We start from the raw sequence: 13,067 nt of genomic DNA, 5'->3' as shown, positions 1-13,067 counted from the left end.
AATATGTATTTGGAGGATGCCGATGAAAAGAAAAAAGGAAAGAAATACATATATTCCGCAATTGTAACACTGATATCGTTATTCTTATCAGCTTGCACATCAAGCCCTAATGTTGAGTTGTACGAAGGAGGTGCATTACGGATAGCCGTGGTCGGCAAAGCACCAGAAGTAAAAGAAGAAAGCGTAAAGTTTACAGAGATTACATTCGAGCAAGTGACAAACGAAGACCTAAAGCCTTACGATGCGGTCTTTATTACAGAAAAAAATTTGTTTGAAGCCGCTGAAAGCCAATATGATGATGTATATTTACATTCAACCATTCCACTCTTTTTTATAGGAACACATAATGATGTCCCTTTTACTGAAAAAGATTTGGGGTACAACCAAAATATGAATTAGACTCCTGGTACTGAATATGCGGTTGGCATTTTTACTTCGCAAGGAGACGGTACAATTAAAAAATAGGGATATAGTTTGAATAATTAAAAAAACGAATGAGCATATCCAAGAAGTCTACTCAAGAATGTTTATGACAATTGATGGCTTAAAACAATAAAATGGAAAAAGTGCATACTTATATGCTCTTTTTTTAGTTCCGTTATGGTAGCAATGAGGTGAAGGATGAGCTGTGAAATAGGTCAATATGAAGGGAAGATTTTGACACATTTGTGCAAAATTAGAATGAGGATTTTTCGGTTAAATTTTCTAAAAATAGTTTTAAGGTAGAAAGCGAGGGTATACAAGGAACAAGAAATGGTGATGAAAATACCGTTGTGAAAGCCTTTTATATTTCGTGTTTTACTTTTCGATAAGAAAAACTTATCAATTGCAATAACTTTCTTGTCATTTACTTATCGTTATAATTTTTGTACACTTTAATTGAGAGAAAAGTAGGATGGGAGAAATGACCGAACTTTTCGACATATTGTATTTTTTCCATTATAGTTAAGGTATAGCCTGGCAAAAGTGTTTGCCGAGCGTATTTTTATGACCATTTCTTATAATTTGGAAGAAAAGAGGGGGAACATCGTATGGGGAAAAATAATGATGTATTTCAATCGCGCTCTTCTTTTGAAGTGAACGGAAAGCGCTATAATTATTACCGCTTAAGTGCATTGGAAGAGGCCGGAATCGGCTCCGTGGCAAAATTGCCATATTCCATTAAAGTATTGCTTGAATCTGTCCTACGACAAGTTGACGGCAGAGTCATTACAAAAGAACATGTAGAAAATCTTGCAAAATGGGGCACAAGTGAACAAAAAGACGTAGATGTACCGTTCAAGCCTTCACGTGTAATCCTACAAGATTTCACTGGCGTGCCGGCAGTCGTAGATTTGGCTTCCATGCGTAAAGCAATGGCGGACCTTGGCGGCGACCCTGATAAAATCAATCCTGAAATCCCGGTTGATCTTGTTATTGACCACTCTGTTCAGGTTGATAAAGCGGGAACACCGGATTCATTGAAAGTAAACATGGATTTTGAGTTCCAACGAAATAATGAACGATACCAGTTCTTAAGCTGGGCCCAAAAATCATTTGATAACTACCGTGCGGTTCCACCTGCAACCGGTATTGTCCACCAAGTGAACTTAGAGTACCTAGCTTCAGTTGTACATGAAATCGAGAATGCTGAAGGCGAATTTGATACATTCCCTGATTCATTGGTTGGTACCGACTCACATACAACAATGATCAACGGTATCGGCGTCCTTGGCTGGGGTGTAGGCGGTATCGAGGCAGAAGCTGGAATGCTCGGCCAGCCATCTTACTTCCCGGTTCCTGAAGTTATCGGGGTGAAATTGGTCGGAAAACTTCCAAGTGCAGCAACTGCAACGGATTTAGCATTGAAAGTGACACAAGTCCTTCGCCAAAAAGGCGTTGTAAATAAATTCGTCGAATTCTTCGGCCCTGGCGTATTGAATTTGCCATTGGCAGACCGTGCGACGATCGCCAACATGGCACCTGAATATGGAGCAACTTGCGGTTTCTTCCCTGTGGATAAGGAAGCGCTAGATTATATGCGCCTGACAGGCAGAGATGAAGACCATATTAAAGTGGTTGAAGAGTATTGCAAAGCGAACGGATTATTCCTTTCAAACGAAAGCGTCGAGCCGACATACACAGATGTAGTTGAAATCGATCTTTCGGCTATCGAGGCAAACCTATCAGGTCCTAAACGCCCGCAAGATTTGATTCCATTAAGTATGATGAAGAAATCTTTCAAAGAAGCGCTTAGCGCCCCAGTAGGAAATCATGGATTTGGCTTGGATGCCGCTGATCTTTCTAAAGAAATTACGGTTCCTTTCTCTGAAATAGAAGAGGTTAAAATGAAGACAGGTGCAGTTGCCATCGCAGCTATTACAAGCTGTACCAATACATCAAACCCTTATGTATTGGTCGGCGCCGGTCTATTGGCCAAAAAAGCGGTTGAAGCTGGACTGCATGTGCCTGCCTATGTAAAAACATCATTGGCTCCAGGTTCAAAGGTTGTAACTGGATATTTGAATAACTCCGGCCTTACTCCTTATTTGGAACAATTAGGTTTCAATACTGTCGGTTACGGTTGTACAACTTGTATCGGTAACTCCGGCCCATTGGCTCCTGAAATCGAAAAAGCGGTCGCTGAGTCTGATTTGCTTGTAACTTCTGTCCTTTCAGGTAACAGAAACTTTGAAGGCCGTATCCACCCGCTCGTTAAGGCTAACTATTTGGCTTCACCTCCATTGGTTGTTGCCTATGCTCTTGCCGGAACAGTCAACATCGATTTCGACAGCGAAGCGCTTGGAAAAGATGCGAAGGGCAACGACATTATGCTTAAGGATATCTGGCCATCTGCGGAAGAAATCAAAGAAGTGGTTTCTAAAACAGTTACACCGGAATTGTTCAAAAAAGAATATGATACAGTGTTCAGCGATAATGAGCGTTGGAATGAAATCCAAACTGGAAACGAACCGCTTTATTCTTGGGATGAACAGTCCACTTATATTGCGAACCCTCCTTTCTTTGAAGGATTGCAGCCTAGCGCCGGTACAGTCGAACCGCTTCATGCTTTGCGTGTAGTAGGAAAATTCGGCGACTCCGTCACTACTGACCATATTTCACCTGCCGGAGCAATCGGCAAAACAACACCTGCAGGCATTTACTTGCGCGACAACGGTGTTGAACCAAGAGATTTCAACTCATATGGATCTCGCCGCGGTAACCACGAAGTAATGATGAGAGGTACGTTTGCCAATATCCGTATCCGTAATGGAATCGCTCCTGGAACAGAGGGAGGCTATACAACTTATTGGCCTACTGGCGATGTGATGAGCATTTATGATGCTTGCATGAAATACAAGCAAGATGGCACTGGTTTGATGGTCATCGCAGGCAAAGACTATGGTATGGGTTCTTCACGTGACTGGGCTGCCAAAGGCACAAACCTTCTTGGCATTAAAACAGTCATCGCTGAGAGCTTCGAACGTATCCACCGTTCTAACCTAGTATTGATGGGTGTTCTTCCATTGCAATTCAAGCAAGGGGACAGCGCTGAAACACTTGGCCTAACAGGTAAGGAAACGTTTGAGGTAGCTGTTGATGAAACAGTTAAACCTAGAGATTATGTCAAAGTGACTGCAACTGATGAAGAAGGAAAAGTGACTGAATTTGAAGCTTTAGTCCGTTTCGACAGTGAAGTGGAAATCGACTATTACCGCCATGGAGGAATTCTTCCTATGGTATTGCGTGATAAATTACAATCACACGACAAACAAGAAGCGTAATGATAGAAAAAATGGTCCGCACTATTTGGCGGGCCATTTTTTTACGTTGATAATTCTAAATAAACTATGTTCCAAATTATCAATAATATAATTAAAAAAATCGTCTCTAACAGTTAGCGTCTTGTTCTTTCCTTTGATAAACAATGCTGTCAATCTAGGGGATCTACTGTATATACGAGGGGGTTTCCTTCAGCAATTTATGATACGAGAATTTGTTTTGCAATCTTAATCAAAGATATTCTTAAAGTGTTCTGAATTGTGCATGTGGAGGAAATCGAATCTTTAATCCAATTAAACAGTAATATGTATACGCCTGCAAATGAATTGAAAAACGCATTCTATTTTGGTTAGAATGCGTTTTCTGTTATTCCTATTTTACATGCATTGTAAAAATTACTTCTGATTTATCAAATGGATAGGCAATAGCGGATGGTGATTCAATTGACGATACAAACTGTATATCTCGTACAAGTACATTCGCTTTCACTAGTTTTGTATATCGTTTAATGAACTTCTGACATTCAGGCGTGCATTGGATATGAAGATCAATATATTTTTCGATAGGATAGTTCATTTTTTTGCGGATGTCTTGAATACAACGGATAAAGTCTCGAATTTGGCCTTCTTCAATCAGTTCACTAGTTAAATACGTAGATAATAACACCTTAAATGGTCCATTTTCTGCAAGGGAATAGCCTTCTTTTACATGTGATTCTGTGTATATGTGCGCCATGTCCAATTCGAATTCTTGGCCTAATAAGTGTATTTTTATTTTTTGTTCCGATAGTAATGATTCTTTTTCGGCGGAAGAGATGCTTTCGACATACTCTTTTACCTCATTGACGTGTTTTCCATAAACAGCGCCGGCACTTTTAAAATTCAATTTTAAAGTTATATCTTCTAACCCCGTTAAATGCTTAGTCCAACGAATTTCCTTCACATTCAGTTCTTCTTGAATAATGTTTTGATACATTTCGAAATGTTCATTTGAGCAAATAATCATCTGAGCTAATGGTTGTTTTACTTTTAAATTTTGTTCATTTCTAATATTTCGGCCAAGCTCAACAATTTTCATGACACAATTCATTTCTTGTTCAAGAATAGGATGGATACGTCGATTATTTGTTTGTGGAAGGTCTTGTAAATGGACACTTTCTTGATGCAATTTCATATACATATCTTCTGCTATAAATGGTGTGAAAGGTGCTAATAGCTTGCAGACTTCACTCAGTACCTCAAATAATGTATTAAAGGCAGCCCGTTTGTCCTCTGATAAACCAGAAGCCCAAAAACGTTGTCTGGATCTGCGTACATACCAATTACTAACTTCATCTACAAATTTTGCGATTTCGCGAGCTGCCTGTGTGAATTGATAATCATCCATGTAAAGAGCCACTTTTTGAATGGTGCTGTGAAGCCGTGATAATATCCATTCATCTAGCTTTGTCTGTTGAGCAGGAAGCGAGGGGTTATACATATACCCATCAATCGATGCATACAACTGATAAAAATGAAATGTATTTTCGAGCTTATCCACCAATTTTGATTTTGCTTCTTGAACCATTTTTTTCGAAAACCGTTTTGGATTCCAAGGCGAACTATCTACTAGTAAAGCCCATCTTAATGCATCAGCGCCATAAACATGTATTAATTCTATTGGGTCTAGTGCATTCCCTTTGCTTTTTGACATTTTCTGTCCGTGTTCATCTAAAACATGGCCAAGCGATAACACTTTTTTATATGGAACTTGCCCTGTATACAGTGTTGAAACAGCTAATAAACTATAGAAAAATCCTCGTGTTTGATCAATTCCTTCAATTACAATATCGGCAGGAAACTGGTGTGTGAATGCTGCTTGTTCAAAGGGATAGTGATGCTGTGCAAATGGCATTGAACCACTATCGAACCAAACATCTATTACTTCAGATGTCCGTTTCATTTCGCTATGGCATTTTGGACAATTACACATAATTTCATCAATATATGGTTTATGCAATTCTACGTTTTCCGGAAGAGGCTTAGTTGCTAATCCCTTGAGCATTTCTATACTTCCTGGTGCTTCCTCATGACCACAATTTGTACAAATCCATATATTTAAAGGTGTTCCCCAATAACGATTACGGCTGATATTCCAATCGACTACATGTTCAAGGAAATTTCCAAACCGGCCTTCTTTAATATGCTCCGGATACCATTTAACCTTTTCGTTATTTTCAATTAGTTTCTTTTTTAATAATGACATTTTAATAAACCAGCTATCTGTTGCATAATAAAGTAGCGGTGAATCACAGCGCCAGCAATGCGGATAGCTATGAGTATATTTTTCTTTATGGAACAATAATTTTGATGCTGCTAGTAGCTTAATGATTTCTACATCACAATCTTTGACAAACCGTCCTGCTAAATCTGTTACCGCTTCCGTATAACGGCCCTGTTGATTAACAACATGAATGAATGATAGTCCATTTTGTTGGACAGTCCGATAGTCATCTTCACCATAAGCCGGGGCAATGTGGACAATCCCAGTACCACTTGTTTCTGTTACATAGTCGGCCATGACAACAATATGTCCTTTTTCTACATTTACATAATCGAACGGAGGATGATAGGCAGCACCTTCAAATTCTTTTCCCTTATGTTCACTCAATATGTTCGCTTTGACGGCAACCACTTTTGTCATCAGAGATTTTGCCACAATATAAATGTCTCCATCAAGTTCGGCCTTTACATACGTTATATCTGCATGCATTGCAAGGGCGACATTAGCTGGCAATGTCCATGGGGTGGTGGTCCAACCGAGGAAATATTCATCTTTATCTGTACGTTTAAATGTAACCGTAGCGGATAAGTCTTTTACATCTTTATAACCTTGTGCTACTTCATGTGAGCTTAGAGATGTTTGACAGCTAGGGCAGTAGGGAGATACACGATGCCCTTTATAGAGTAGTGTATCTTGATGCACTTTACGTAAAATGTTCCATACACTTTCAATATACCCATTGCTTAAGGTTAAAAATGGATGATCCATATCCACCCAATAACCAAGTTCTTTAGTAAAGGAACGCCATATTTTTTCATATGTGAAAACGCTTTCCTTGCATTTTTCAATAAATGGTTCTATTCCATAATTTTCTATTTCTTGTTTACCTGAAATCCCAAGTTGTTTTTCCACGCCTAACTCTACTGGTAAACCATGTGTATCCCAACCGGCTTTTCGTTCAACGAGAAACCCTTGCATCGTTTTGTAGCGAGCAACTACATCTTTAATCGTTCTTCCTAAAGCATGGCCTACATGAGGCAAGCCATTAGCCGTGGGTGGCCCTTCATAAAATACAAATGGTGTATGTTCATGACGATTTTCAATGGATTTTTCAAAGATATTTGCTTTTTCCCAAAACATGCGAATCCTTTGTTCTCGTTGTTGTATGGTTTCTTTTTTCATTGCATCCATTCCTCCTATACTATTTGTATAAAAGGCATACAAAAAACCCCGTCCCTTACTTGGGACGGGGTTAACCGCGATACCACCCTAATTCTATTGAATCCGATCCAATAGCACTTAGCAACGTACAATCATACGTGTTCTTTTTAACGGTAGACACCCGGGTTCGCTTACTGATTTCAGCTAACCTTCTCAGAGAGGATTTTCATGTAGCGCTTGAACACTGACTTTCACCGAACTGTCAGCTCTCTGGAGAACAAGGCGAAACACTACTCTTTCTCATCAACGAATTTGTATGCTTTTATTGCTCCAAATATTAACAAAATACGAAATTGTTGTCAATAATAAAAAATGATATTTCAGAAAGTACTGCAATTATCAACTTTCACTATGCAAAGGAAAATTTATATTATTCTTGCCCAAATGGAAGATGAAGGTTCTATAGTTGTATTTTTATGTATAAAAGGAAATCAATTTAATTAGGGTAAATTCAAATGATTTAAAAGGATTATTTCCGAATGGACAGAATATATTCTTTTAAGAATGTATCACAAAATTATAAGCTGAAGTGTCGTTAGGGGGCAATATGAAAAAAGCAATAATTCTACTGGTTGCTCTGATTATCGGAGGATTCGTTACCTATAATCATTTTTACAACGGCTTTTCCAATATTGATCAAATAACCATAAAAAATACAAAAGAAGAAAATGAAAAACCAATAATCATCTCAGATAAAGGAGAAATTAAAAAGATTACACGTATCCTTAATAGAGCAGAATCTTCAAATGAGAGGTATAAGTTTGTAAATAAAGAGGATTTTGAACTCACTATACTATACCGAAATAATCGTGAAGAAACATTCTTTGTTCATGCATATTTTAGAGGTGATAAAACGTTATTATATGGTGAACATTCTTATTTTATTAGGCAAACATATAATAAGATGCTGAGAATTGAATAACATCAGAAAGGGAGAGCGGAAAAACGCTTTCCCTTTCTGATGTTTTTATATGTATATCCTTCAATGATCAGTACAATGAACCCCTTTTTTAGTGGTTTGTCCTTTATCAAGCAGCTAGATTTCGAGAAGAAAAAAATCCCCTTTGTTAGTCGGGTATCCAACAAGGGGACTTGCTTTTTCTATCCAATTTGGTTTATAAAGAGATTTCGTTTTTTTCCGGCAATCCGTAGTACACCATATAATGGGCGATACTCTCCGTTTTCACATACTGTGCAAACTTCACAGAAGATAGAGGGTCTGATTCAATATATACTTCTTTTGCCTCTCTCAATAAAGCTTTTGCCTCTGTGCCATTCATCATTCTGCTATCGCCTTTTTGTGCCCGGATACTGGCACGTTTAATTTTTTTTCCATCGATGAAGTGAATATCGATATAAAGGAATTTCCAGTTGAGCGAAACATGAATCCGTTTTTCAATGCGGTCGATTTCCTCCTCAATAAGCTGTTTCGTGATGCCATTTTGCACCCTCTCTAGATCCTCTTTCAAAAGGTCAATTTGATGAAGCATTTCTTCGTGTTCAGTAACTGTTGTTGTCATGTAAATCTCCCTTTGTTAGCGTATATTGTCCATATTTGATACCTAAAAGTATACACTCGTTCACAAATAGTCTCAAAAGATAGGCGTTGGAATTTGTATTTTTGCAAAGTATTGAACGAATTAGTAAAAAAAAAGATAACGAAAGTAGGGAATTATCGCCTCAAGTCGAATTAAGTAGGGAGTGACCTTATTGTTCAGACAGAAAGGGGAAAAGAAATGGAGACAGTGTTAACAAAACAGCGGCCGAAGCGTAAAGCGAAAAAAATAATTCTATGGGCGATTGCTGTCCTTATTATTTTAATCATTGCCGGACTCATAGCGGCTAATCTCTTTTTAGCTAAAGGAATGCCCAAGACCGAAGGAAATATTACGATTAAGGCTTTAAAGCAGCCAGTACAGGTTACGAGAGATTCGTCGGGTGTGCCTCATTTGAATGCAAAGAACGAACATGATTTATATGTGGCTCAAGGGTATGTGCAAGCACAGGACCGCCTCTTCCAAATGGATTTGAGCAGGAGGCAGGCTTCAGGGCGATTAAGTGAAGTAATCGGTAAAGCGATGGTTGACAAAGATAAATTTTTTAGGACTTTAGGATTAAGAAGGGCAGCAGCAGATTCATATGATGCCTATACGGAAGAGGGCAAGAATGTATTGGAATGGTTTGCTGAAGGTGTCAATCTGTATATGAAGGAAGCGTCAAAAGACGGAAAGCTTCCGGTTGAATTTTCCATATTAGGCTATAAGCCTGAACCATGGACGCCAGTGGATTCATTGACCATCGGAAAATACATGGCCTTCGATCTTGGAGGAAACTGGGAGGATCAGGCATTCAGGCAATATTTGCTTCAAAACTTCCCAAAGGAAAAGGCGTATGACCTTTTTCCGAGTTATCCCAAAAATGCCCCGTATATTCTTTCCAAAGATGAGGTCGATATAAGCAAAAGTTTTGCCGCTGCCATCATTCCTCCAGAATATAACGGAAGCAACAATTGGGTTGTCAGCGGAAGCAAGACGAAGAGCGGCAAGCCGTTGCTTGCTGATGATCCCCATCTTGCACTAGCGACTCCAGCCATTTGGTATCAAATGCAATTAAAGGCGCCAGCAGTAAATGTGAGCGGTGTCATTTTTGCCGGAATACCAGGCATTATCCTCGGCCACAATGAAAAAATAGCCTGGGGGGTAACCAATACCGGTCCAGATGTACAGGATTTATATATCGAAAAGAGAAATGGCGAGCATAAGGATCAATTCCTGCATAATGGCAAATGGGAGCAGGCCGAAATTATTCCAGAACCTATTAAAGTAAAGAAAGGAAAGACCATTCCTTATGAAGTCACTGTAACGCGCCATGGACCGATTATTTCTGAATTTGCAGGCAAGAGCGGAAAGGGCCAGGTACTTGCACTCCGTTGGACGGCACTTGATCCATCCGCAGAGCTGGAAGCTATCATCAATATGAATAAATCCCAGGATTGGAATGAGTTTGAAAAAGCGTTGGAAAAATTTAATACTCCAGCTCAAAATTTTGTGTTTGCTTCAACGGACGGCACCATCGCTTATAAGGCGAACGGAAATATACCTATAAGGAAAAAAGGAGATTCAATGTTGCCTGTACCGGGTTGGAATGATGATTATGAATGGACAGGATATATTCCGTATAATCAGCTGCCGCGTACAGTCAATCCAAAAGAAGGCTTTGTATCGACAGCGAACAATAAAGTGGCCTCCGATGATTATCCTTACCATATAAGCAATAACTGGGCACAGCCATACAGGCAGATGAGAATACAGGAAGTCCTTAAAAGCAATGATCAGCTTGATGCCAGTGACATGAAGGCGTTGCAGAGCGATGTGTTGAATCTTCAGGCGCGGGAATTTGTTCCGCAATTCCTAAAAGAGCTACAAGTTTCATCGGATAAAGAGGTCAAACCTGCTTTGGAGATTTTAAAGAAATGGAATTTCAAGGACGAAAAGGATAAGCAAGCGCCACTGATTTTTAATTTGTGGATGGCGAATATATCCAATAGCTTATTTGACAAACAAATCCCTGAAGATACGTTTAAATTGTTCAGCGGCCGTAAGCAAGCAGTTGACGAATTGCTCCGCAGGGCATTGGAAGGGAATGAAGGACCTTGGGTGAAAGAACAGGGAGGCATTGAAAAGCTGCTCGAAAAATCATTAAAAAACACCATTTCTTCCATAAAAGAAATGCAAGGGGATAAGACTTCTGATTGGTCATGGGGAGATTACCATAAAATTCGATTCAATCATCCATTGTCAGCTGTTTCACCTTTGAACTATATCTTCAATCCGAAAGGGGGGATTCCTGCGAACGGAAGTGCAGTGACCGTCCAGGCTGCAGGATTTGAGCCTGATGGGACAGTCGACCATGGTGCATCATGGAGATTTGTTGCGGATTTGCAGGATTTATCCCAATCCTATCAGTTAGTCGGGCCAGGACAATCTGGGCATGTAAAGAGTAAATGGTATCAGGATCAAATGGAAGATTGGGTTAATGGAAAATACCATACAACCAAACTGAACGAAGCAAAAGGCGAACAGTTGACATTGAATCCATAACAAACAAAAAAAGCAGATCTGCTATCCATTTAGGGAGCTAGTCTGCTTTTTTTTGCTGGCTATTCAAACAGGATTAAAAACCCTTTCATTTCATATAGTGTAAATAAATGTTTGTTCTGTATTTTTTTCTAAGATACAATAAGGGCAATGGGAATAACGGGAGGCAATAACTATGGCAAAAAAAATAATTGCTGCATCGATTTTGCTTATTTTAATTGGAGCTGCTATTGTACAAGCAATGGACCGAAAGGAAGATTTGAATCAGGAAAAAATGCCTGGGCTTGAAAAGGGAATGGCAGCGCCTAATTTTACGCTGAAAAACCTGGATGGCAAAGAAGTGCAGCTAAGTAGTTTGAAGGGCAAAAATGTAATCATTAATTTCTGGGCAACTTGGTGCCCGCCATGTAAAGAAGAAATGCCAGATCTACAGAAATTTTATGCCGAATATGGACAAAACGTCGAATTGCTCGCTATTAATAATGATCCTTATAATGATGTCAAGGGTTTCGCCGGTTCCTATGGAATCACATTCCCAGTCCTCTTGGAGGATAAAACGCATGTTTCCGAAACATATGAAATAATTGCTTTTCCTTCGACCTATTTTATTGATAAGAAAGGAAATATCGCATATAAACATATTGGCCAGATAACATATGAACAATTAAAAAAACAATATAAAAAAATGTGATGAAAATGGTCCTGAATCTGCAGGCTTTTCCTCAAAAAGAAGGGTTCCATTTCCAATAAAGTACAAAAAAAGCAGACTCCAGGCAGGGACCCTTGAATGGTAGAGTTTTATGGTTGTTTTTCATGTCCCATTATTAAAAACGATATGTCTCTAGACTTTCCGGTATATAGTATATTCGCCGGCAGCTTGCTGTCAACTGGTTAGTAGAGCACTAATGCCTATGATGATTACAATTATGACAACTGCCAATTTGATCTCTCCTTTAAGTGGTAAAAGTTAGAATAGACAAATAATTTATACTTTTCTATTATGTCACAGAAATATGCAGCTTTTGTACAGAGGTTGGTCATATTTATGAAGTAAATAAATGGGTGTACGCAAACGGTAAACAAGTGATAAAATGATTAATAGGCAGAAAATGGAGATTCTCTTACAGAGTACGACCATTTACCTTTCGAAAAGCTTTTGGCCAGTTAAATAAGGGTGTGAAGAATAGTAATCGTTCGCGGCCGGCTCAAAGTATAAGAAGACTGAATACTTTTATTGATAAAAATAATAAAAGTTGAAATAAAAGTTATATAAAAGGCTCCTTTTTGACAATAATAAATACTACATTATTGAAAAGAGGGATATCACATGAAGAGAAGGCGGAAAATTTCATTCGAAGATTTAGTGCTGGAAAACAAACATGAATTAATGAAAGATCAAGAGGCGATCGAACGGATCGAAGCAAAACTGGAAAAAAGGCATCTACAAAAGGCAGAATAAGCCTGGAATGATTCCTTCTCTTTTGTACAGGATATAAGGGAAGGAGGGTGTCTAATGGGAAATCCAAAAAAGCATCCACAAGATTTTGTGCCTAACCACATTGGCACACAATCACGTTCTGCCGGCGGCAATAAAGGGAAAAAAATGCAGGATAAAACTGGCCGCCAGCCTCAGGTTATTCAAACCAAAGGCGAATAATGATTCGAAAGGCCATGGAAACATGGTCTTTTGATATTTGTATAGCTTCTTTCTACAGGCGTTCATAA

General features: G+C 38.9%; 9 protein-coding genes and 1 other annotated feature. Of the genes, 7 read left to right on the top strand and 2 right to left on the bottom strand.

The annotated features are described in order from the left end of the window. Positions 1–3: 3 nt before the first annotated feature. The gene (locus ABC357_RS10455) at positions 4–399 is read left to right on the top strand and encodes a hypothetical protein (protein ID WP_412887447.1); all 396 of its coding nucleotides are present in this window, start codon (positions 4–6) and stop codon (positions 397–399) included. A gap of 632 nt (positions 400–1,031) precedes the next feature. Continuing rightward, a complete protein-coding gene (gene acnA, locus ABC357_RS10450; protein WP_412887446.1) occupies positions 1,032–3,764 on the top strand; it encodes an aconitate hydratase AcnA in 2,733 nt (910 codons plus the stop codon). Positions 3,765–4,134: 370 nt separating this feature from the next. Here acnA and ileS read toward each other — a convergent pair whose 3' ends face one another. Next, positions 4,135–7,206: an isoleucine--tRNA ligase gene (ileS, locus tag ABC357_RS10445; protein WP_412887445.1), complete on the bottom strand. Its 3,072-nt coding sequence runs from the start codon at positions 7,204–7,206 to the stop codon at positions 4,135–4,137. 57 nt (positions 7,207–7,263) lie between these two features. Then, positions 7,264–7,501 (bottom strand) — a binding site (T-box leader). Between the two features lie 291 nt (positions 7,502–7,792). Between ileS and ABC357_RS10440 the strand changes: the two genes are divergently transcribed. Further along, the gene (locus tag ABC357_RS10440; protein WP_412887444.1) at positions 7,793–8,167 is read left to right on the top strand and encodes a YhfM domain-containing protein; all 375 of its coding nucleotides are present in this window, start codon (positions 7,793–7,795) and stop codon (positions 8,165–8,167) included. Positions 8,168–8,360: 193 nt separating this feature from the next. Here the strand turns inward: ABC357_RS10440 and ABC357_RS10435 are convergent, their stop codons facing one another. Then, positions 8,361–8,765, bottom strand: coding sequence for a hypothetical protein (locus ABC357_RS10435; protein ID WP_412887443.1), 405 nt, complete (start codon positions 8,763–8,765; stop codon positions 8,361–8,363). A 216-nt stretch (positions 8,766–8,981) separates the two neighbouring features. Here ABC357_RS10435 and ABC357_RS10430 point away from each other — a divergent pair, with 216 nt between their 5' ends. The 4 genes from ABC357_RS10430 (at position 8,982) to ABC357_RS10415 (ending at position 12,999) form a co-directional block, all read left to right on the top strand. Next, a complete protein-coding gene (locus tag ABC357_RS10430; protein WP_412887442.1) occupies positions 8,982–11,345 on the top strand; it encodes a penicillin acylase family protein in 2,364 nt (787 codons plus the stop codon). 172 nt (positions 11,346–11,517) lie between these two features. Beyond that, positions 11,518–12,033, top strand: a complete 516-nt coding sequence (locus ABC357_RS10425) for a TlpA family protein disulfide reductase (protein WP_412887441.1) — start codon at positions 11,518–11,520, stop codon at positions 12,031–12,033. A 636-nt stretch (positions 12,034–12,669) separates the two neighbouring features. Beyond that, on the top strand, positions 12,670–12,801 hold the full coding sequence (locus ABC357_RS10420) for an FbpB family small basic protein (protein WP_412887440.1): 132 nt from the start codon (positions 12,670–12,672) through the stop codon (positions 12,799–12,801). A gap of 54 nt (positions 12,802–12,855) precedes the next feature. Next, the gene (locus tag ABC357_RS10415) at positions 12,856–12,999 is read left to right on the top strand and encodes an acid-soluble spore protein N (RefSeq protein WP_412887439.1); all 144 of its coding nucleotides are present in this window, start codon (positions 12,856–12,858) and stop codon (positions 12,997–12,999) included. The last annotated feature ends 68 nt before the right edge of the window (positions 13,000–13,067 follow it).

The sequence above is a fragment of the Bacillus kalamii genome (assembly GCF_047238185.1).
Taxonomy (GTDB): domain Bacteria; phylum Bacillota; class Bacilli; order Bacillales; family DSM-1321; genus Bacillus_AD.
This window is presented reverse-complemented; position numbering and strand designations above follow the sequence as displayed.